Raw genomic sequence first — 22708 nt, forward strand, 5'->3', positions numbered from 1 at the left:
CCCCTCTTTATATTCAGGCTATGTGGCGGACAGTGTACCACTCAGGCATATCCGTCGCTGATTGCAGACCCTGTGGGAGCGGGTTTACCCGCGAACACCGGCGAAGCCGGTGCCAAGCATCGCGTGGCCTTCTTCGCGGGTGAACCCGCTCCCACAGGGTTGGCGGGGCCTTCAGGTAAGGCCCAATTCACCCCAGATCCGCCGCACCTCACGGCGTTCATCGGCAAACTGCGCCGCATCGATAACCCCGGCCTGCTTCTGCAGGGCCTGGCGGTGCGAGGCCGAGCGGAACGCCTTGTACACTTCACGCAACAGCACCGCGTCACTGGCCGGCATCAAACCCGCCTGCTCCAGCTCTTCCAGAATGCGGATGTTATCGGTCCATCGGAGTATGGCCGGGTGGTCGTGGGACCAGGCCAAAGCGGCGTATTGCACCATAAATTCGATATCGACGATACCGCCGGCATCCTGCTTGATATCGAACGGCACACCGGCCTCGAAGGCGTTGGCCGCGGTACCGGCTGCGGTGACCTTTGTGCCGAGGTTGTCGCGCATCTTGGCGCGCATTTCGCTCACTTCGCTGCGCAGTTTTTCCAGGTCGCGGGCCTGGCCCAGCACCTTGGCGCGCACGCCTTCGAACGCCGTGCCCACCTGCTTGCAGCCCACCAGCACCCGGGCCCGCACCAGGGCCTGATGCTCCCAGGTCCAGGCCTCGTTCTGCTGGTAGCGCTCGAACGCTCCCAGCGAACTCACCAGCAGGCCCGAGGCCCCCGACGGGCGCAGGCGCATGTCCACGTCATACAGCTGGCCCGAGTTGGTCTGGGTGGTCAGCAGGTGAATGATGCGCTGGCCCAGGCGGGTGAAGAACTGCGCACTGTCGATCGGCTTGGCGCCGTCGGTTTCCGCCTGCGGGTCGCCGTCATGGATGAATACCAGGTCCAGGTCCGAACCGTGGCCCAGTTCCAGGCCACCTACCTTGCCGTAGCCGATGATGATGAAGCCCGGGTCGCACAGGCTGCCGTCGCTGCGCTTGGGCTGGCCGTGGCGGGCCACGGTCTGGCGCCAGGCCAGGGCCAGCACCTGGTCGAGGATGGCCTCGGCCAGCCAGGTCAGGTAGTCGCTGACTTTCATCAGCGGCAGGTTGCCGCTGATTTCCGAGGCGGCCACGCGCAGGCTGTGGGCCAGCTTGAAGTGGCGCAGCGCCTCCATTTGCTGTTCCAGGTCGTCCTCGGGGATGCGCGTCAGGCGCTCGCGCAGTTCGCTGGCCAGCTCCGGCGCCAGTGGCGGGCTGAACAGGCGGCCTTCATTGAGCAGCTCGTCGAGCAGCAGCGGGTAGCGGGCAATCTGCTCGGCAATCCACGGGCTGGCGGCGCACAGGGTCAGCAGGCGGCGCAAGGCGCCGGGGTTTTCGGTGAGCAGCACCAGGTAGGCAGAACGGCGTGCCACGGCCTCGACCAGCGGCAGCACGCGCTCGAGCACCAGGTCGGGGTTGTCATGTTCCACAGCCTGAGCCAGCAACCGCGGGATAAAGGCGTCCAGGCGCTCACGGCCAATCCGCTGCATCGAACGCAGCTGCGGGCTGGAGCGCAGCGCGGCCAGGCGCCGCAGGGCTTCTGCGGGCTGCTGGAAACCGGCCTCCTGCAGCTGACGGCCAGCGGCATCTTCATCCTGCGCCTGCTCCCACAGCGGCGACCATTCGCCACCCACCACCAGCTCGCCCTCGCCGTCTTCATCATCCGGGTCGGCGATCACCTGGCGGAAGTGCCAGTCAATCCGGCCACGCCAGTGCGTCAGCTGGTCATGGAAGCTTTGCCAGTCGGCATAACCGAGCATGTAGGCCACCCGCGCCTTATCGGTCTCGCTGTCCGGCAGCATCTGCGTCTGGCGGTCGGCGATGGCCTGGATGGCGTGTTCGGTATAGCGCAGGAACTCATAACCCTCGCGCAACTCGGCGACCACGGCTGGCGGCAGGTAGCCCTGGCCCTCGAGGGTGGCCAGCACTTTCAGCAGTGGCCGCTGTTGCAGGCTGAGGTCGCGCCCGCCGTGGATCAGCTGGAAGGCCTGGGCGATGAATTCCACCTCGCGAATGCCCCCGGCACCCAGCTTGATGTTGTCGGCCATGCCCTTGCGCCGCACTTCCTGCTGGATCAGTTGCTTCATGGTGCGCAGCGCTTCGATCGCGGAAAAGTCCAGGTAGCGGCGGTACACGAACGGCCGCAGCATCTCCTGCAGCTGCGCGCCAGCCGCCTGGTCACCGGCCACCACCCGCGCCTTGATCATCGCATAGCGTTCCCAGTCACGGCCCTGGTCCTGGTAGTACTGTTCAAGGGCATTGAAGCTGAGCACCAGCGCGCCGGCCGAGCCATACGGGCGCAGGCGCATGTCGACGCGGAACACGAAACCGTCGACGGTGACCGGGTCCAGCGCCTTGATCAGGCGCTGGCCCAGGCGGGTGAAGAACTCCTGGTTGTCCAGCGAGCGCTTCACCCCTTCGGTTTCGCCGCCTTCGGGGAAGGCGAAGATAAGGTCGATGTCCGACGACAGGTTCAGCTCCACCGCGCCCAGCTTGCCCATGCCCAGCACCACCATGTGCTGTGGCTGGCCGCTGCGGTTGCCGACAGGCGTGCCGAACTGCTGGCAGTGGCGCGGGTACAGCCATTGGTAGGCTTCGTCGATGGCGGCGTCGGCCAGGTCGGACAGGTCGCGGCAGGTTTCGCCCAGCGCGGCCTGGCGGGTGATGTCACGCCAGATGATGCGCAGCTGTTGGCGGTTGCGCTCGCGGCGCAGGTTGCGCGCCAGCTCGTCCTCGCTCTGCGCCGCCTGGGCGGCTGCAGCGATGTGCCCGCGCAGTTCACCCGCGGCGTAACGCCGATCCAGCTCGCCACTGGCCAGCAGGCCGAACAGCATGGCCGGCTCGCGTCGGACCAGGCCGAGCACGAAGTCGCTGGCGGCGGCTACCTGGTCGAACTGTTGCCGGTGCAGCGGGCTCCAGGCCTGGAGGTCGAGTTCCGGGTGGGCAGCCACCGCATCGCTGATGAATTGCTGGTTGCGCGCGACCAGCGGCTGCAGGGTAGCGGGCAGATCGGACGGCAAAGGTAGGCGCATGGTCTATCCTTGATCGGCGTGAAATAGAGGGGAAGAAGCGGCCAAGGGGAAGCCGGACCACGGTTGGACTGTCGTACAAAAGTTGGAAATAGCTGAAAGAAACGAAAAATTGGCAACAAACATCAAGAATTACCCGTTCGCGACACAATGCCAACCAACATGAACGTTTTTCCTCACAAGCCAGCATGCGACGAAACGTCGCACAAATGTAGTTTTACTACTACTCGTGTCGTGTAAAAGCATGAAATGCGAAAGCAAATGTAGTAAAACTACACGGCGCCGGAGGACACCCCGGTAATCCAAGAATTCACGACGTCTGCCCATAAGGCCAGTCGCAATCTCAGGCAATCGATTCTGGTTGCCTTTCCGCCCTGGAGCAAGCCATGCAAGACCTCGATCCAATCGAAACCCAGGAATGGCTGGATGCCCTGGAGTCGGTCCTCGACAAAGAAGGCGAAGACCGCGCTCATTACCTGATGACCCGTATGGGCGAGCTGGCCACCCGTAGTGGCTCCCAGCTGCCGTATGCGATCACCACGCCATACCGCAACACCATCCCTGTCACCCACGAAGCACGCATGCCTGGCGACCTGTTCATGGAACGCCGCATTCGCTCGATGGTGCGTTGGAACGCCCTGGCCATGGTCATGCGTACCAACCTGAAAGACTCGGACCTGGGCGGACACATCTCCAGCTTCGCCTCCAGCGCCACCCTGTACGATATCGGCTTCAACTACTTCTTCCAGGCCCCGACCGAAGAACACGGCGGCGACCTGATCTTCTTCCAGGGCCACGCTTCGCCAGGCGTCTACGCCCGTGCGTTCATGGAAGGCCGCATCAACGAAGACCAGATGAACAACTTCCGTCAGGAAGTGGACGGCAACGGCCTGTCTTCGTACCCGCACCCATGGCTGATGCCTGACTTCTGGCAGTTCCCGACCGTTTCGATGGGTCTGGGCCCGATCCAGGCCATCTACCAGGCACGCTTCATGAAGTACCTGGAAGCCCGTGGCTACATCCCGGCGGGCAAGCAGAAGGTCTGGTGCTTCATGGGCGACGGCGAGTGCGACGAGCCGGAATCCCTGGGTGCAATCGCCCTGGCCGGCCGCGAGAAGCTGGACAACCTGATCTTCGTCATCAACTGCAACCTTCAGCGCCTCGACGGCCCGGTTCGCGGCAACGGCAAGATCATCCAGGAACTCGAAGGCGTGTTCCGTGGCGGTGGCTGGAACGTCAACAAGGTCGTCTGGGGCCGTTTCTGGGACCCACTGTTCGCCAAGGACACCAACGGTGCCTTGCAGCGCCGCATGGACGAAGTCATCGACGGCGAGTACCAGAACTACAAAGCCAAAGACGGCGCGTACGTTCGCGAGAACTTCTTCAACACCCCAGAGCTCAAGGCCATGGTCGAAGACCTGTCCGACGAAGAGATCTGGAAGCTCAACCGTGGCGGCCACGACCCGTACAAGGTCTACGCGGCGTACCACCAGGCGGTCAACCACAAGGACCAGCCTACCGTCATCCTGGCCAAGACCATCAAGGGTTACGGTACCGGTGCCGGCGAAGCCAAGAACACCGCGCACAACACCAAGAAGGTCGACGTCGACAGCCTGCGTCACTTCCGTGACCGCTTCGACATCCCGGTCAAGGATGCCGACCTGGAGAACCTGCCGTTCTTCAAGCCGGAAGAAGGCTCTGCCGAAGCCAAGTACCTGGCCGAGCGTCGTGCTGCCCTGGGCGGTTTCGTGCCACAGCGCCGCGCCAAGAGCTTCAGCGTACCGACCCCGCCACTGGAAACGCTGAAAGCGATCCTGGACGGCTCGGGCGACCGCGAAATCTCCACCACCATGGCCTTCGTGCGTATTCTGGCGCAGCTGGTCAAGGACAAGGAAATCGGCCAGCGCATCGTCCCGATCATCCCGGACGAAGCCCGTACCTTCGGTATGGAAGGCATGTTCCGCCAGTTGGGCATCTACTCGTCGGTCGGCCAGCTCTACGAGCCAGTCGATAAAGACCAGGTGATGTTCTACCGCGAAGACAAGAAGGGCCAGATCCTCGAGGAAGGCATCAACGAAGCCGGCGCCATGTCGTCGTTCATCGCTGCCGGTACCTCGTACAGCTGCCACAACCAGCCGATGCTGCCGTTCTACATCTTCTACTCGATGTTCGGCTTCCAGCGTATTGGCGACCTGGCCTGGGCCGCTGGCGACAGCCGCACCCGTGGCTTCCTGATCGGCGGTACCGCCGGCCGTACCACCCTGAACGGTGAAGGCCTGCAGCACGAAGACGGTCACAGCCACATGATGGCGGGCACCATCCCGAACTGCCGCACCTACGATCCGACCTACGGCTACGAGCTGGCGGTGATCATCCAGGACGGCATGAAGAAGATGACCGAAGAGCAACAGGACATCTTCTACTACATCACCGTGATGAACGAATCCTACCAGCAGCCAGCCATGCCGGCCGGTGTCGAGGAAGGCATCATCAAGGGCATGTACCTGCTGGAAGAAGACACCCGCGAAGCCGCGCACCACGTACAGCTGATGGGCTCCGGCACCATCCTGCGCGAAGTCCGCGAAGCAGCGAAGATCCTGCGTGAAGAGTTCAACGTCGGTGCCGACGTGTGGAGCGTCACCAGCTTCAACGAACTGCGTCGCGACGGCCTGGCCGTGGAACGCGCCAACCGCCTGAAGCCTGGCCAGAAGCCACAGCAGACCTACGTCGAGCAGTGCCTGAACGGTCGCAAGGGCCCGGTCATCGCCTCCACCGACTACATGAAGCTGTTCGCCGAGCAGATTCGCCAGTGGGTACCGAGCAAAGAGTTCAAGGTCCTGGGTACCGACGGTTACGGTCGCAGCGACAGCCGCAAGAAGCTGCGTCACTTCTTTGAAGTCGACCGCCACTTCGTGGTGCTGGCTGCCCTGGAAGCCCTGGCTGACCGTGGCGAGATCGAACCAAAGGTTGTTGCAGACGCTATCGTCAAGTTCGGTATCGACCCGGACAAGCGCAACCCACTGGACTGCTGAGGAGTATTTTTAAGTGAGCGAACTCATTCGCGTACCTGACATCGGCAGCGGTGAAGGTGAAATCATCGAGCTGTTCGTCAAGGTCGGTGATCGTATCGAGGCTGACCAGAGCCTGCTGACCCTTGAGTCCGACAAGGCCTCCATGGAGATCCCGGCCCCGAAAGCCGGCGTCATCAAGGAACTGAAGGTCAAGCTGGGCGACCGCCTGAAAGAAGGCGACGAGCTGCTGGTCCTGGAAGCCGAGGGCGCCGCTGCTGCGGCCCCTGAGGCCCCGGCCGCAGCCCCGGCCCAGGCTGCTGCGCCGGCTCCGGCCGCCGAAGCCGCCCCTGCCCCTGCTCCGGCAGCAGCCCCGGCTGCCGCCAGCGTGCAGGACATCCACGTGCCGGACATCGGTTCGTCGGGCAAGGCCAAGATCATCGAAGTGCTGGTCAAGGTCGGCGACACCGTCGAAGCCGACCAGTCGCTGATTACCCTGGAGTCCGACAAGGCCTCCATGGAAATCCCTTCGCCGGCTGCCGGCGTGGTCGAAGAAGTACTGTGCAAGCTGGAAGACGAAGTCGGCACTGGCGACCTGATCTTCAAGCTGAAAGTCGCGGGCGCTGCCCCGGCTGCTGCTCCGGCACCTGCCGCCGCTGCTGCCCCGGCCAAGGCTGAGGAGGCTCCGGCCACCGCACCTGCCGCTGCTGCCCCGGCTGCTACCCCTGCACCGGTTGCTACCGCACCGGCTGCCGGCAGCAACGCCAAGGTTCACGCAGGCCCGGCGGTTCGCCAGCTGGCCCGTGAATTCGGCGTCGACCTGGGCGCGGTTGCCGCGACCGGTCCGCACGGCCGCATCCTGAAAGAAGACGTGCAGGTCTACGTCAAGGCGATGATGCAGAAGGCCAAGGAAGCACCGGCAGCTGCTGGCGCAACCGGTGGCGCCGGCATCCCGCCGATCCCTGCCGTGGACTTCAGCAAGTTCGGTGAAGTGGAAGAAGTGGCCCTGACCCGCCTGATGCAGGTCGGTGCTGCCAACCTGCACCGCAGCTGGCTGAACGTGCCGCACGTGACCCAGTTCGACTCCGCCGACATCACCGAGCTGGAAGCCTTCCGCGTTGCGCAGAAGGCCGTGGCCGAGAAGGCTGGCGTGAAGCTGACCGTGCTGCCACTGCTGCTCAAGGCCTGCGCCTTCCTGCTCAAGGAACTGCCGGACTTCAACAGCTCGCTGGCGCCAAGCGGCAAGGCCATCATCCGCAAGAAGTACGTGCACATCGGCTTTGCCGTGGACACCCCGGACGGCCTGCTGGTCCCTGTGATCAAGAACGTCGACCAGAAGAGCCTGCTGCAACTGGCTGCCGAAGCGGCTGCGCTGGCCGAAAAAGCCCGCACCAAGAAGCTGTCGGCCGACGAGATGCAAGGCGCCTGCTTCACCATCTCCAGCCTCGGCCACATTGGCGGCACCGGCTTCACGCCGATCGTCAACGCGCCGGAAGTGGCTATCCTGGGCATCTCCAAGGCGACCATGCAGCCGGTCTGGGATGGCAAGGCCTTCCAGCCGAAGCTGATGCTGCCGCTGTCGCTGTCCTACGATCACCGTGTGATCAACGGCGCTGCCGCCGCGCGCTTCACCAAGCGCCTGGGCGACGTGCTGGGCGATATCCGCACCATGCTGCTGTAAGGCAGCCCACTGCCCCTCCCCGCGAGGGGCAGTACCCTTTTCGAGCTGCCACGCTCGTACCTCAACCCCGTCGATTGGCGGGGCTTTTTTTTGCCTTGAGAAAGCCGGGAGGGCTTTGCCCTCCTATCGCGACACAAGGCCGCTCCTACAAGGTACCGCGATCGCCTGCGATGGGCCGCAAAGCAGCCCCGGAACTATCAGCCAGACTACAGATTCCCACCCACCAGCCGATAACCCGTCCACAGCATCACGCATGGCTGCTTGCCAGCCCCCGGGACATGATGCAACCTTGCCAGACCTGCCGCCCCCAAGGCCGCGTTTCCTCTTCAAGCGAGTCTTCGATGAAAAGCCAACCCGATGCCGCCAGCCGTGTGGCGGCCGAGGTCGTCACGCAGTTACCCGTGCCCTCGCGGCTCGGCATGCTGCGTTTCGAAAGGCTCAACGAAGCCAGCTGGACCATGCTCTACCTCGACCCGGCCTGCGAGCGCCAGTTCGGCCTGCACGCCGGCGACCTGTGCGCCCTGGTAGACGCACCCTATGCCAGCCTGATGGAACCCGAGGCCCGCTACCGGCTGCACGACGAGATCCAGCTGCAACTGGCCCAGCGCGGCTACTACCGCGTGCGCTACACCTTGCACACGCCAACTGCATCGCTACGCCTGCTGGAAGCTGGAGAAGCTTACAAGCAGCACAACCGCCACCTGTTGCGCGGTTACCTGAGCGTGCTCGACGACCTGGCTGAAGATACCGGCGAGGCCAGTGCCAGCGACCTGGAATCGCGCAACAACCGCCTGCAACTGGCCCTGCAACTGAACCAGCGCGCGCAGCAGGAACAACTCGAGCATCTGGACCGGGTACGCGGCCAGCAGGACCTGATCCTGCGCCTGGCCCGCCAGCGCTACAGCGCCGGGAACTCGCTGCGGGAAGCCGCCCAGCTGATTACCCAGAGCGCCTGCGAGATCTACAAGGTGGACTGCGCCAGCATCTGGCACCTGGAAGACCAGCGTCTTGAGCCGATAATCGCCTGGTACCGGGACGCGCAAGAGCACCGCCAGCCCGAAGCAATCGATGCCAGCCACTTCCCCGATTATCTCGACGCGCTGCACGCCAGCCGCGCCATCGACGCCCACAATGCCGGCCACGACCCACGCACCCGCGCCCTGGCGCAAAGTATGTACCCGGAAAACAAGGCCATGCTCGATGCCAGCATCCGTGTCGATGGCCAGGTAGTCGGCGTGCTGTGCCTGGAACAGACCGGCCAGACACGGGCCTGGCAGTCGGACGAAATCGCCTTTGCCGGCGAACTGGCCGACCAGTTCGCCCAGGTCATCACCAACCACAACCGGCGCACCGCCGCCAGCGCCCTGCACCTGTTCCAGCGTGCGGTCGAGCAGAGCGCCAACGCTTTCCTGCTGGTCAACCGCGACGGTGTGGTGGAGTACGTCAACCCCAGCTTTACCGCCATCACCCAGTACAGCACCGAGGAAGTGCAAGGCCGCCACCTGGGCGAGCTGCCGGCGCTGGAAAACCTGAGCGAGCTGCTGTTCGACTCGCCGTCGAGCCTGGCCATGGGCAACAGCTGGCAGGGCGAGTTCAAGAGCCGGCGCAAGAACCTCGAGCCCTACTGGGGCCAGCTGTCGATTTCCAAGGTATACGGCGACAACCGTGAGCTTACCCACTACATCGGCATCTACGAAGACGTCACCCAGACCAAGCTGGCCCAGCAGCGCATCGAGCGCCTGGCCTACACCGACAACCTGACCAACCTGGGCAACCGCCCGGCGTTCATCCGCAGCCTGGACGAGCGCTTTGCCCGCGATGGCGAGTACTCGATGTGCCTGCTGCTGGTGGACATAGACAACTTCAAGCGCATCAACGACAGCCTCGGCCACCAGACCGGCGACAAGCTGCTGATCAGCCTGGCCCGGCGCCTGCGCAACAGCCTGCACACCGGCGGTATCCTGGCGCGCTTTGCCAGTAACGAGTTCGCCGTGCTGCTCGACGACACCAGCCTGGAAGATGGCCAGGGCGTCGCCCAGCAACTGCTGCGCACCCTCGACAAACCGATGTTCGTCGACAACCAGCTGATCAACGTCACCGCCTCGGTGGGCCTGGCCTGCGCGCCACTGCATGGCGCCGACCCGGCCAGCCTGATGAAGAACGCCGGCCTGGCGCTGCACAAGGCCAAGGCCAACGGCAAGCACCAGGTGCAGGTATTTACCGAAGTGCTCAATGCCGAAGCCAGCTACAAGCTGTTCGTGGAGAACAACCTGCGTCGCGCCCTGACCCAGAACGAGCTGGAGGTGTTCTACCAGCCCAAGCTGTGCCTGCGCAGCGGCCGCCTGCTGGGGCTGGAAGCACTGCTGCGCTGGAACCACCCCGAACGCGGCATGATCCGCCCGGACCAGTTCATCAGCGTGGCGGAAGAAACCGGCCTGATCATCCCCATCGGCAAATGGGTGGTGCGCCAGTCGTGCCGCATGAGCCAGCAACTGCGCGAGGCCGGCATGGGCAACCTGCATGTGGCCATCAACCTGTCGCCCAAGCAGTTCTCCGACCCGGACCTGGTGGCGTCGATCAGCACCATCCTCGAGGAAGAGGCCCTGCCCCCGCACTTGCTGGAGCTGGAGCTGACCGAAGGCCTGCTGCTGGAGGCCACCGAAGACACCCACCGCCAGCTGGATGAGCTGAAGGCACTCGGCCTGACCCTGGCCATGGACGATTTCGGCACCGGTTATTCGTCGCTGAGCTACCTGAAGAAGTTTCCGATCGACATCCTCAAGATCGACCGCAGCTTCATCAACGAGATCCCGGACAACCAGGACGACATGGAAATCACCTCGGCGGTGGTGGCCATGGCTCACAACCTCAAGCTGAAGGTGGTGGCCGAGGGTATCGAGACGCCGGAGCAGCTGGCGTTCCTGCGCCGGCACCGCTGCGACGTGGGCCAGGGCTACCTGTTCGACCGGCCGATTCCGGGGCGCGAGCTGGCTGAACGGCTGAAGCGCTATCCGCGTGGTCCGGTGGCCTGACAGCCGCGCAAACCTCGGGCACTATAGAGCCCATTCGGGCCCTATCGCCGGCAAGCCAGCTCCCACAGGGACCGCTCATATCTCAAAATCTGTGATATCCCTGTGGGAGCTGGCTTGCCGGCGATGGCCCCACCACCTATCCAACTGAATAAACACAGAGGAACGGCCATGGTCCTGCGTTCGGAAATCCTGGTGAACAAAAACGTCATGCCAACCGCGGAACAGGCCCTGCCTGGCCGCGAAACGCCAATGAGCCTGCCCGAGTTCCACTACGTGTTCAAAGACACGCCGCTGCTCGGCCCTTTCTTCGAAGGCGCCATCGACTTCGCCATCTTCGGCCTGGGTTGCTTCTGGGGCGCCGAGCGTCGCTTCTGGCAGCGTGAAGGTGTGGTCAGCACAGTGGTCGGCTACGCCGGCGGCTTCACTCCCCACCCCACCTACGAAGAAGTCTGCTCGGGCCTGACCGGCCACACCGAAGTGGTGCTGGTGGTGTTCGACAAGGACAAGGTCAGCTACCGCGAGCTGCTGGCAATGTTCTGGGAGCTGCACAACCCGACCCAGGGCATGCGCCAGGGCAACGACATCGGCACCCAGTACCGCTCGGCCATCTACTGCACCAGCCCTGAACAGCTGGAACAGGCCAAGGCCAGCCGCGACGCCTTCCAGGCCGAACTGAGCAAGGCCGGCTTCGGCGAGATCACCACCGAAATCGACCAGGCACCGACCGTGTACTTCGCCGAGGCCTACCACCAGCAGTACCTGGCCAAGAACCCGGACGGCTACTGCGGTATCGGCGGTACCGGCGTGTGCCTGCCACCGAGCCTGCAGGGTAACTGAAGCATGAGCACGATGACTCTGTTCCACTCGCCGTTGTCGCCTTTCGTGCGCAAGGTCATGGTGGTGTTGCACGAGACTGGCCAGCTTGCGCGCGTGCAGCTGCAGCCGGTGAACATCAGCCCGGTCAGCGGCGACCCTTTGCTCAACCAGGACAACCCGATCGGCAAGATCCCGGCCCTGCGCCTGGAAGACGGCACCGTGCTGCATGACAGCCGGGTGATCTGCGAGTACCTCGACCTGCAGCACGTCGGCCTGCCGCTGCTGCCGCGCGAAGGCTTGGCGCGCTGGCGGCGCATGACGCTGGTGTCACAGGCCGATGCCATCATGGATGCGGCGGTGTCGAGCCGCTATGAGAGCTTCCTGCGCCCTGAAGACAAGCGCTGGGATGGTTGGCTGCAGGCACAGGGCGACAAGATCCGCCGTAGCCTGGCCAATCTGGAGCAGGAGCATTTGCCCGAGTTGATGCCCGGGTTCGACCTGGCAGCGATCGGCGTGGCCTGTGCGCTGGGGTATCTGGATTTGCGCCAGCCCGAGTTTGGCTGGCGTGAACACCAGCCTGGATTGGCGGCGTGGTATGCCGAGGTGGCCAAGCGGCCGTCGATGGTCGCGACCTCTCCGGTGGCCTGAAGGGCCTCTTCGCGGGCACGCCCGCTCCCACAGGATCCTCACAGTATTTCGAGCTGTGCAATACCTGTGGGAGCGGGCGTGCCCGCGAAGGCCTCACCTCGGTATCACAGGAAACAGCTGCCCGATCCTGAGGGCCAACCACCGCCCGATCTCTCTGTCCTCCCTCATGCCGCCCTCCCCACCCGGGCCCAATCCAGCCGCCGGGTCAGCACCATGAATACCCCCAGCAGGCCGAAGCACAGCAACGAGCCCATCAACAGCGCATAGTCCTCGGCACTCAGCAGCCCGTAGAGCAGCGCGTACAACGCCGCCAACCCCACCGCAAAGCCCACCCCACGCCCCAGGCTGCGCAACACATGGCTCAGGTAGAAGCCGATCAGCAGCACACACGCCGAAGCTGACAGCCCATACGCCAAACCAAAGCCGATGTGCTCGGACAACGACAGCAACAGCAGGTAGAAGAACGCCAGCGCCACCCCCACCAGGATGTACTGCACCGGGTGCACGCTGAGGTTCTTCAGCACTTCGAACAGGAAGAAGCCGGCGAAGGTCAGGGCGATGAACAGCAAGGCGTACTTGATTGCCCGCTCGCTCTTCAGGTACTGGTCCACCGGGTCGACGAAGCTGACACCGAAGCTGCGCTCGCTGAAGTCCGCACACTGCCCGGCGGTGGCGCACTGGCGCAGGGCGTCTTCGAGGTTGGTGGCAAAGAACGAGGTCTGCCAGTGGGCAGTGAAGCCCTGAACGTCGATGTCGCGACGACTGGGCAGGTAGTTGCCGACGAAGCTCGGGTGCGGCCAGTTGGCGCGCAGGTCCACGGCACTGGTGCGGCCCACCGGCACTACGTGCAACTGGCCGGTGCCTTGCAGTGCGAGATCGAAACCGTAGCTGAATTCACGCGCCTGCAAGCCGTCCAGCCCCGGCAGGCTGGCGTGCACGCCGCCGCGCATCCAGTCGAGCCGGGTACCGGCTTCGAACGGCACTTTCTGCTCGCCCATGCTCAGCTCAAGGCCGTTCTCGATGCCGCGGATATCGCTGATGCCCACCACCAGGAACGGCTTGTCGAAGCGGTAGTCGTCGAAGTCCTTGTCGATGCCCCAGCGTTCCGGGAGCTTGAAGCGGCCACTGATACGGCCCTTGGCGTGGAACAGCCGGGCCTGGTAGATGCCACGGGCGCGCAGTTCGGTGTCCACGCCCAGGTCGGCGTCGAAGGTTTCCGGCAGGAAGTACAGGTGGCCGGCAATGGTGCTGGTTTCCTGGGTGCGCTCGCCGTCCTTTTCGATCCAGCGGCGCTGGTACTTGCGGTAGGGCACCACCAGCAGCGGGCCGCTGAGTTGCTGGTCGAAGCTGGCGCTCTGGGCGATATCGCGCAGCACACTGTCGCGCAGGGCCTGGCGTTCACTGATCAGGCCGCTGATCAGCAGTAGCGGGACGAGCAGCAGCAAGATCAATACGGCGATCATGCCGAGTTTGAAACCGAGGGTCTTGTTCATGGGGCCTCCTGTGGCAGTGGGCGCAGTGTCTGCGCCTTGCGTGGAGGCTTCGGGGAGATGGTGTGGAGATTGTGTGTTTTTGGGGCCGCTTTGCGGCCCATCGCGACACAAGGCCGCTCCTACAGGAGGACGCGCGCTCTTGTAGGAGCGGCCTTGTGTCGCGATGGGCTGCGCAGCAGCCCCGGCAATGTCAGCTGATACGCCGCACCGGCAGCCACAACCTCACCCGCACCCCTCCATCGACGTTATCCACCGCCAACGCCCCGCCATGCAGCTGCATCACCTCGGCCACAAAATTAAGCCCCAACCCGGTGCTCTTGCGCCCACTCCCCGGCCGCGGCAGCGAGTAGAACCGCTCGCCCACCCGCCCAATGGCGTAGGCCGGTATCGCCTGCCCCTGGTTGAACACACTCAGCGCCACCCGCTCGCCATCGCGCTCCAGGTCGAACAACAGCGCGCCTCCCTCCGGGGTGAAGTCCAACGCGTTGTCGAGCAGGTTGGCCAGCGCCTGGCGCATCAGGAATGGGTCACACAACAAGCGCAAACCAGCCGGCACCCGCTGGCGCACCTGCAAATCGGCACCTTCGATACGCGCCGCATGGGCCAACAGCAACTCGTCCACCAACGCCGCCAGCGCCACCTGCTGCTCATCCTCCAGCGCCTGCATCTGCTCGACCCGGGCCAGGTTGAGCAGGCGTTCGATCATCTGCTGCAAACGCTCGCTCTCGCGCTCGATGTTGCCGGCAAAGCGCGCCCGCTGGTCAGCCGGCATATCATCGCCCTGCAACAGCTCGGACGCACCACGAATGGCCGCCAGCGGGCTTTTCAGCTCGTGTGTCAGGGTATGCACATACCGCTCGACATAGGCCTTGCCCTCCAGTTGCGTGCGCATGCGCTCGACCGCCTGGGCCAGGTGCGCCAGTTCGCCACCCTTGTAGTGCGGCAGGGCGGCGCGCTCGCCCTCGCTGACCGCCTGGGCGTAGCGGGCCAGCCGGCGCAGCGAGCGCGCCAGCCACCACGACAACGCGGCACCGATCAGCAGGCCCAGGCCGATCAGCCCCAGGCCCAGGGTCAGCAAGCGCCGTTCGGAGCGGTCGATGTAAGGTTGCAGCGAGCTGTTGGGCTTGGCCACGGTGACCACGCCGATGATCTTGCCATCGTCGATGATCGGTGCACCCACGTGCATCACCGAGGTGCTTTCATCGTCGGGGTCGCTGCGGGTGGAGCGGGCGCCGTACTGGCCACGCAAGGTCAGGTACACGTCATTCCACTTCGAGTAGTCCTTGCCCAGGTCCTCGCCGCTGGAGTCCAGCAGCACGGTGCCCTTGGCATCGGTGACATAGATGCGGTGGCTGACCTGATTCTTGGCCAGGCCCCAGATCTGCGCACCCGGGCTGCGCGAGCCATAGGCCTTTAGCACCTCGGGCAAGCGGCTCTGGTTCAGGGTGCCGGCCTTGACGTCATCTTGCAGGATCTCGGCCAGCAGGTTGGCGGTGTCTACCAGCGTTTCTTCAGAGGACTGGCGCACCACCGGACGGATCTGTTCGCGCACCGTGTTGAGCAGAAAGTAGCCCGCCAGTCCGACGAACAGGAAGTACACCAGGAAGATCCGGATGCCCAGGCGCATCAGGCATGGTCCGGGCTGTAGCTGTAGCCGAGGCCACGGTGGGTCTGGATCGGTTCGGCATCGCTGGCCACCTGGCGCAGCTTGGCGCGCAGGCTCTTGATATGGCTGTCGATGTTGCGCTCGTAGCCCACGTCAGAGGCCACGCCCACGGCGTCCAGCAGCTGTTCGCGGCTGAATACCCGGTGCGGTTGCTCGAGCAGGCATTGCAGCAGGCGGAATTCGTGGCGGGTAAGGGGGAGTGGCTGGCCGCGGTAGGTAATCTGCATGCGCAAGGTGTCGAGCTGGAACAGCGTGGCCTCGACAGCGGGCTCGACCCTGGGGCCCATGCGCTTGAGGATCGCCCGTACCCGCGCCGCCACTTCACGCGGGCTGAAGGGTTTGACCACATAGTCGTCTGCGCCGATTTCCAGGCCTACCACCCGGTCGATTTCGCCGTCGCGGGCGCTGAGGAACATGACCGGTACTTCACTGAAGCGGCGCAGCTGGCGGCAGGTTTCGAAGCCACTGATATCGGGCAGGCCGATGTCGAGGATGACCAGGTCGGCCGGGCGCTGGCGCTGCTGGTCGAGGGCGGCGCTGCCCAGGGTTACCCATTCGGTGCTATGGCCGTCGGCCTGCAGGGCGTAGACCAGGGTGTCGGCGATAGCGGCTTCGTCTTCGACGATGAGGATGTGGGGCATGGCGTCCGGGCCTGTGCAGATATCTATGGCGACGCACTATTGTGTAGGAGCGGCCTTGTGTCGCGAAAGGGCCGCAGAGCGGCCCCGGCGATTTCTGCATCAGTGCTGAGATCGTGGGGCCGCTATGCGGCCCATCGCAGGCAAGCCAGCTCCCACAGGTACCGCGCAGCCCACAAGGAAACGCGCCATCGCTGTGGGAGCGGGCGTGCCCGCAAAGAGGCCGAGGCTTGCGATCAGCAGTCAGGCTTGCCAGCGGTGAACTTCTTGGCCGGGTTGACCGCCGCCTTGAACTCGCGCAAAGCCTTGGAGCCCACCAGCAACGGGTAGTTGAAGCTGCTGCGGTCCACCAGGTTGACCTCGACGGTGCGCTTCACGTCCCCCAGGCACAGCTCCAGGTCGACCACCGGGCGCTTGGAGATTTCCGGCGCATCGCCTTCCTCCTCTTCATCGGCACGGCCCTTGATCTTGCTGATGCGCGAGACCTTGTGCTCGTACACCTTGCCGTCCGAGTCCTTGGTAGCCAGGCGGAAGCGCACCCACTCGTCGCCATCACGGGTGAACAGCTCGATGTCCTTGGCCGACAGCGACGCGGTGAAGGCACCGGTATCCATCTTGGCTTTCAGGGTTTCGCCCAGTTCGGGCAGGGCTATGTTCTCGTAACGGCCATAGATTGTGGGCTCGGCGGCCATGACCGGCAGAGCCAACAACGACAGCAGGGCAAGCAGAGGTTTCACAGGCAAGCTTCCTTGAGGAGGGTCAGTGCTTAGACTGCACTGGCAGGATAGGTTCGCTGTCACAAGCCTAACCAACATAATGTGAAACATTTGTCCTCGCCGCAGGGCACTGGAAATTTGGCGTAGGCCACTGCCCTGCTTATCATTGCCAACCGTTTATCTCCCACAACAAGAGTCTCTTTATGCGTCGCCTGCTGACCGGCATCCTCACTACCACCCTGCTGCTGCTCAACACGCTGGTGTTGATCTGCCCGCTGCTGGTCTTCGCCCTGCTCAAACTGGTGCTGCCGGGGCGTGGGCGTGACTATGCCTCATGGGCGGTGATGTGGGTGGCCGAGACCTGGTCGGAGATCGACAAGGCCATCTTTGCCCTGTGCATTCCTACCCAGTGGGATATCCGCGGCGTCGAGAACCTGCGCAAGGACACTTCGTACCTGGCCGTCAGCAACCACCAGACCTGGGTCGATATTCCGGCGCTGATCGAGAGCCTCAACCGCCGTACACCGTTCTTCAAGTTCTTCCTGAAGAAGGAGCTGATCTGGGTACCACTGCTGGGCCTGGCCTGGTGGGGGCTGGATTACCCGTTCATGAAGCGCTACAGCAAGGCCTTCCTAGAGAAGCACCCCGAGCTGAAAGGCAAGGACCTGGAAATCACCAAGGCTGCCTGTGAACTGTTCAAGCGCCAGCCGGTGACCGTGGTGAACTACCTGGAAGGCACACGCTTCACCGAAGCCAAGCGTCAGCAGCAGCAATCGCCGTATCGCTACCTGCTCAAGCCCAAGGCTGGTGGCGTGGCGTTCGTGCTGGCGGCATTGGGCGAGCAACTGGATGCCTTGCTGGACGTGACCATCGTCTACCCCGGCAACAAGGCGCCGGGTTTCTGGGATTTGCTCAATGGCAGCATCAGCCGGGTGATTATCGACATTCGTGTGCGTGAACTGGACCCGATGCTGTGGGCGGGAGATTACGAGAATGATGCTGAGTTCAGGCAGACCGTGCAGGCCTGGGTGAACCAGTTGTGGGTGGAGAAGGACTTGCGGATCGAGCAGCTGCGGGTGGAGATGGGCTGAGATTTCCATTGCCTGACCAGGCCTCTTCGCGGGTAAACCCGCTCCCACAGGTAATGCGCAGAACTCAAGACCTGTGAGCCCCCTGTGGGAGCGGGTTTACCCGCGAAGAGGCCGGTACAGGCATCACAAGAATCCGATTAAAAACCTGGCTAATAATCAGCATTAGGATTACTTCTTTGTCACACCCCACCTAAGTGGATAAAAATCGACCAAAGCACAACTACAAAAATGCTCTGGATCGAACGATGGCCAACCCACCCAGCTCCACCCCCGTCCAGCTCCGCCGTGTCCTCGGCCTGCCCGCCCTGGTGTTCTTCGGCCTGGTGTACATGGTCCCGCTGACCATCTTCACCACTTACGGCATCGTCACCGAACTTACTGGTGGCCGCACGGCCGGCGCCTATATCGTCACCCTGGTGGCCATGCTGTTCACCGCCACCTCCTACAGCTTCATGGTCAAACGTTTCCCGGTCGCGGGCTCGGCTTACTCCTACACCAACATGGCCTTCGGCCCGAACGTGGGTTTCCTGGCCGGCTGGTCGCTGCTGCTCGACTACCTGTTCCTGCCGATGATCAACTACCTGCTGATCGGCCTGTTCCTGAACATCGCCTTCCCGGCCATCCCCGCGTGGTCTATCGCGCTGGCCTCGATTGCCCTGGTCACGCTGCTCAACGTGGTCGGCATTCACTCTGTGGCCAAGACCAGCAACCTGATCGTCGGTGCACAGATCGTCTTCATAGTGGTGTTCGTCGCCCTGTCCTGCCAGTCCCTGGCCGGCCAGCCGCTCGACCTGCTTTCGCCACTGCTGGGCGACGGTTCGCAGCCGGGCTTCGGCGCGCTGATGGCTGGTGCGGCGGTGCTGTGCCTGTCGTTCCTCGGCTTTGACGCTGTCTCGACCTTGGCCGAAGAATGCCGCGATGCCCGCCGCGATGTGCCACGGGCAATCATCCTCACCACCCTGTTCGCCGGCGTGCTGTTCACCGTGCTGGCCTATGTCAGCCAACTGGTACTGCCGGGCACCACTTTTGCCAATGCCGATGCGGCGGCCAATGAGGTGATGTTCAAGGCGGGCGGGCAGTTCCTGGCCAACTTCTTCACTGCGGCCTATGTGGCCGGCAGCCTGGGCTCGGCGCTGGCCTCGCAGGCGGCGGTGTCGCGCATTCTGTTCACCATGGGCCGTGACAAGGTGCTGCCGCAGCGAACGTTCGGCTACCTGTCACCGCGCTTTGGCACGCCGGTATTCGCCATTCTGCTGGTTTCGGCGTTCTCGTTGCTGGCGTTGGTGATCGACCTGGCGACCCTTGCATCGCTGATCAGCTTTGGTGCGCTGGTGGCGTTTTCGGCGGTGAACCTGGCGGTGGTGAAGACCCACCTGGTGGACGATGCCTCGCAGCGCAGCCTCAAAGGGCTGCTGAGCTATGGCCTGGTGCCGCTGGTGGGGTTGGGGCTGACACTGTGGCTGTGGACCAGCCTGTCGGCGCTTACCTTGGTGATTGGCCTGTGCTGGTTTGCGCTGGGTCTTGCGTACCTGGCAGTACTGACCGCCGGCTTCCGCCGCCCGGTGCGGCTGGTGGATTTCACAGAAGCGACTTGATCTGCTGACCCGACGCAAATCTGCTTTTTTGTGGGAGCGGCCTTGCGTCGCGAAAGGGCCGCAAAGCGGCCCCAGCAATCTCTGCAGTTATGCCGAAACCCAGGGGCCGCTTCGCGCCCCTTTCGCGACGCAAGGCCGCTCCCACAACAGGTACAGCGTCAGCCTTCAAGGCTGTGATGCTGGCGAAATCCTCAGACCGAAGGCGCGGTCAACGGAGCAGGAGTGGTCCACAAACTCCCCAGATTCTGCAACAGCGACCCGGCAATCCCCTGCTGCCCCAGGTACTGCAGCAGCAACGGCGCAAACTGCCCGATCATCCCGGTATCCATCCCCAGCGCCTTGAACGCATTGTCCAGGTCGCTGCGGTTTTCCACATTGTTGCCCAGCGCATTGCTCAAGGCCGACTGGCTCTCGCTGTTCTTGCCCAGCAACTCACCCAGGCCACTCAAGCCACCCAGTACATTGGCCCCGGCAAGCAGGTCAAGCCCCGGCACGGCCTTGGTCAATTGGCCGTAGTCGTCGCTGCTCAGGTTGTTGCGCGCCAGCCCCAGCATGGCCCCTGCCCCGCCCACGGCTTGCTCTGGGGTGATATTCAATTGGCTGCCCAAGGTATTGAGCAGGTTTGCCTGCGCCTCGGGTGCCTGCACCTGGCCTTGCTGGCTCTGATTCTGGTTCTGCATGGCCGACACGGCGTTGGCGGCGTCGCTGAGGTTGAAGGCGAACACAGGGCTTGCGGCCAGGGTCATCAGGGTTGCCAGGGTGAATGCTTTCATCGGGAGGGACCTCGTCGGCCGGGATAGCCTGGGAAACGAGGGGTTTGACTGGTTTTTTGGAAGATTGTTCCGGGCTCCTTACGACCTGACAAATCTGCCAGTTGTGACCGCATGCGTTGGCGCGCAGAGTGAGAATCTCTAATCGTTTCGTGAGACGCGAAGACATGACAACCAATACGGACGAAAAAGCATCGAGCACAGCCTCATTGACTGGAACTCTTGCAGCGTTGGCAGAGAAGAGTATCAGGCGCTTTTATCAGAACGGTAACTTGGCAACTGAGATTTCTGAAAAAGGCACTCGCCACATACTATGGTCACAAGACATCGCGCTGACGCAGCTTGAACCAACGAAAGCATCCGAGTTCCTACAAGTTGACCAAGCCAACTCCATACTGGGCATAGCTTCTGACTCGGTGACATATTCACCTTATGGTAGTTTTGAAGGTAATTCGGCAGCTTTACTCGCATTCAATGGGCAGCGGTTTGATTTTCTCACGCAAGGGTATGCATTGGGCAATGGAGTGCGGACATACAACAAAAACAGGAGGCGCTTCGACAGCCCCGACATATTCAGCCCCTTTTATAGAGGTGAGCTAAATGCTTACAGCTACTGCCAAGGTGACCCAATCAACAAAACCGATCCCTCGGGTCATTGGGGATTATTCAAACCACGCACCTGGTTAAGAAGCGACAAAACAAAGATGGCACAGCGGCGGCAGGCCCTGAATGATCTAGAACCAGAACTTAAGAAAAAAACGCAGCAACTAAACAAATTTAGTAGAACCTATAATAAAAACAGCCCCCTCAATCTAGAAAAAAATAGGGAACTGAGACTATGGCGAGCCAATCTCGACAGTACCTTATCAAGAGCAACAAGAAAGCTGGAAGGTATAAACAAGTATGCCTCGCAGGACGAAAAATATACATCCACAGCAATAGACGAAGCCAAGGCACTCATGGCGAGCACGTTGAGAACGAAATATATCCCTGAGGAAAAACCAAGGAGACTTTTTTTTGACGCCCAAACGTCCAAAGATGATCCTTACGATGACAAGAACTATCGGGACAAGCAGTATCGGATAAGAAATAGCTGACCTTCATAATAAATTATGCCGTTCCACCTAGTCTCACTGACCTCTTAGCTCGCTAGCGCTCAGGCTCAATTGACGACGCATAACGAAAGCCCCTCAATATGAGGGGCTTATCTTATTCGCGCTATTACGCCGCGCCCCACATCTTGTGCGGGTCGATGACGAATTTCTTCGGCACACCCGCATCAAACTCGCCGTAACCTTCCGGCGCCTGATCCAGATTGATCACCTGCACGCCAACCACTTCAGCGATGTTGATTCGGTCCCACATGATCGCCTGCATCAGCTGGCGGTTGTACTTCATGGTCGGGGTCTGGCCGGTGTGGAAGCTGTGCGACTTCGCCCAGCCCAAGCCAAAGCGGATGCTCAGCGCGCCGATCTTGGCGGCAGCATCCACCGCACCCGGGTCTTCGGTCACATACAGGCCCGGGATACCGATGTTGCCGGCAACGCGGGTAACCTGCATCAGCGAGTTCAGCACGGTGGCCGGCGCTTCATGCTTGGCACCTTCATGACCATGGCCGCGGGCTTCGAAGCCGACGGCGTCGACGGCGCAGTCCACTTCCGGCTCGCCGAGGATGTCGACGATCTGCTCGTGCAGCGGGGTGTCCTTGGACAGGTCGACCACTTCGAAGCCTTGAGACTTGGCGTGGGCCAGGCGGGCTGGGTTGAGGTCGCCGACGATGACGCAGGCAGCGCCCAGCAGGCGTGCCGAGGCAGCGGCAGCCAGACCGACCGGGCCGGCGCCAGCAACGTAGACGGTGCTGCCTGGGCCAACACCGGCAGTCACGGCACCGTGGTAGCCGGTCGGCAGGATGTCGGACAGGCAGGTCAGGTCACGGATCTTTTCCATGGCCTTGTCGCGCTCGGGCAGTTTCAGCAGGTTGAAGTCGGCGTACGGCACCAGCACGTACTCGGCCTGGCCGCCGGTCCAGTCGCCCATGTCGACGTAACCGTAGGCACCGCCAGCGCGGGCAGGGTTGACGGTGAGGCAGACACCGGTGTGCATTTCCTTGCAGGAGCGGCAGCGGCCACAGGCGACGTTGAATGGCACCGAGACCAGGTCGCCAATCTGCATGCGCTCGACGTCACGACCCTTCTCGACGATTTCACCAGTGATTTCGTGGCCCAGGACCAGGCCGACCTGGGCAGTGGTGCGGCCGCGGACCATGTGCTGGTCGGAGCCGCAGATGTTGGTGGAGACCACCTTCAGGATCACGCCGTGCTCGATCTTCTTGCCGCGTGGGTCCTGCATTTTCGGGTAGTCGATCTTCTGCACCTCGACCTTGCCGGCGCCGAGATATACCACTCCACGATTGCCAGACATGCTCTTACCTCGCTTGATTTTTATTTATGCA

At 62.8% G+C, this 22708-nt stretch carries 15 protein-coding genes; 8 read left to right on the plus strand and 7 right to left on the minus strand.

Annotated elements, in window-relative coordinates:
* Positions 1 to 171: 171 nt before the first annotated feature.
* A complete protein-coding gene (gene glnE, locus CAG46_RS18735; protein ID WP_085618448.1) occupies positions 172 to 3105 on the minus strand; it encodes a bifunctional [glutamate--ammonia ligase]-adenylyl-L-tyrosine phosphorylase/[glutamate--ammonia-ligase] adenylyltransferase in 2934 nt (977 codons plus the stop codon).
* Positions 3106 to 3488: 383 nt separating this feature from the next.
* On the opposite strand from glnE, the gene aceE reads away from it, so the two are divergent.
* From aceE to CAG46_RS18760, 5 genes are all read left to right on the plus strand, one after another.
* The gene (gene aceE, locus CAG46_RS18740; RefSeq protein ID WP_085618446.1) at positions 3489 to 6134 is read left to right on the plus strand and encodes a pyruvate dehydrogenase (acetyl-transferring), homodimeric type; all 2646 of its coding nucleotides are present in this window, start codon (positions 3489 to 3491) and stop codon (positions 6132 to 6134) included.
* A 13-nt stretch (positions 6135 to 6147) separates the two neighbouring features.
* Positions 6148 to 7791 carry a dihydrolipoyllysine-residue acetyltransferase gene (aceF, locus tag CAG46_RS18745; protein ID WP_085618444.1) on the plus strand — a complete coding sequence of 548 codons (1644 nt, stop codon included), beginning with the start codon at positions 6148 to 6150 and terminating at the stop codon, positions 7789 to 7791.
* Positions 7792 to 8132: 341 nt separating this feature from the next.
* Positions 8133 to 10823, plus strand: a complete 2691-nt coding sequence (locus tag CAG46_RS18750; protein ID WP_085618442.1) for a bifunctional diguanylate cyclase/phosphodiesterase — start codon at positions 8133 to 8135, stop codon at positions 10821 to 10823.
* A gap of 168 nt (positions 10824 to 10991) precedes the next feature.
* A complete protein-coding gene (gene msrA, locus CAG46_RS18755) occupies positions 10992 to 11660 on the plus strand; it encodes a peptide-methionine (S)-S-oxide reductase MsrA (protein ID WP_003255654.1) in 669 nt (222 codons plus the stop codon).
* 3 nt (positions 11661 to 11663) lie between these two features.
* The gene (locus CAG46_RS18760; protein ID WP_085618440.1) at positions 11664 to 12287 is read left to right on the plus strand and encodes a glutathione S-transferase; all 624 of its coding nucleotides are present in this window, start codon (positions 11664 to 11666) and stop codon (positions 12285 to 12287) included.
* A gap of 164 nt (positions 12288 to 12451) precedes the next feature.
* On the opposite strand, the gene creD is transcribed toward CAG46_RS18760, so the two are convergent.
* The 4 genes from creD to CAG46_RS18780 all read right to left on the minus strand — a co-directional run bounded on the left by creD (position 12452) and on the right by CAG46_RS18780 (position 16821).
* The gene (creD, locus tag CAG46_RS18765; protein WP_085618438.1) at positions 12452 to 13780 is read right to left on the minus strand and encodes a cell envelope integrity protein CreD; all 1329 of its coding nucleotides are present in this window, start codon (positions 13778 to 13780) and stop codon (positions 12452 to 12454) included.
* Between the two features lie 190 nt (positions 13781 to 13970).
* Positions 13971 to 15407 carry a two-component system sensor histidine kinase CreC gene (gene creC / locus CAG46_RS18770; protein ID WP_085618435.1) on the minus strand — a complete coding sequence of 479 codons (1437 nt, stop codon included), beginning with the start codon at positions 15405 to 15407 and terminating at the stop codon, positions 13971 to 13973.
* Positions 15407 to 16087: a two-component system response regulator CreB gene (creB, locus tag CAG46_RS18775; RefSeq protein WP_025337402.1), complete on the minus strand. Its 681-nt coding sequence runs from the start codon at positions 16085 to 16087 to the stop codon at positions 15407 to 15409. Before creB ends, creC begins: the two co-directional genes overlap by 1 nt.
* A 233-nt stretch (positions 16088 to 16320) precedes the next feature.
* Positions 16321 to 16821 carry an ATP-dependent zinc protease gene (locus tag CAG46_RS18780; RefSeq protein ID WP_003257529.1) on the minus strand — a complete coding sequence of 167 codons (501 nt, stop codon included), beginning with the start codon at positions 16819 to 16821 and terminating at the stop codon, positions 16321 to 16323.
* A gap of 182 nt (positions 16822 to 17003) precedes the next feature.
* Between CAG46_RS18780 and CAG46_RS18785 the strand changes: the two genes are divergently transcribed.
* Entirely contained in the window at positions 17004 to 17891 is an 888-nt protein-coding gene (locus CAG46_RS18785; RefSeq protein ID WP_025337401.1) for an acyltransferase, read from the plus strand.
* Between the two features lie 245 nt (positions 17892 to 18136).
* Positions 18137 to 19486, plus strand: a complete 1350-nt coding sequence (locus CAG46_RS18790; protein WP_085618433.1) for an APC family permease — start codon at positions 18137 to 18139, stop codon at positions 19484 to 19486.
* 191 nt (positions 19487 to 19677) lie between these two features.
* Here CAG46_RS18790 and CAG46_RS18795 read toward each other — a convergent pair whose 3' ends face one another.
* Complete coding sequence (locus tag CAG46_RS18795; protein ID WP_085618431.1) at positions 19678 to 20259, minus strand: DUF2780 domain-containing protein; 582 nt, start codon at positions 20257 to 20259, stop codon at positions 19678 to 19680.
* A 164-nt stretch (positions 20260 to 20423) separates the two neighbouring features.
* On the opposite strand from CAG46_RS18795, the gene CAG46_RS18800 reads away from it, so the two are divergent.
* Positions 20424 to 21353: an RHS repeat-associated core domain-containing protein gene (locus CAG46_RS18800; protein WP_085618429.1), complete on the plus strand. Its 930-nt coding sequence runs from the start codon at positions 20424 to 20426 to the stop codon at positions 21351 to 21353.
* Between the two features lie 124 nt (positions 21354 to 21477).
* Here CAG46_RS18800 and fdhA read toward each other — a convergent pair whose 3' ends face one another.
* Entirely contained in the window at positions 21478 to 22677 is a 1200-nt protein-coding gene (gene fdhA, locus CAG46_RS18805) for a formaldehyde dehydrogenase, glutathione-independent (protein ID WP_003255673.1), read from the minus strand.
* Positions 22678 to 22708: the final 31 nt, after the last annotated feature.

This window comes from Pseudomonas sp. B23(2017) (genome assembly GCF_002113725.1).
Taxonomy (GTDB): Bacteria; Pseudomonadota; Gammaproteobacteria; order Pseudomonadales; family Pseudomonadaceae; genus Aquipseudomonas; species Aquipseudomonas putida_Z.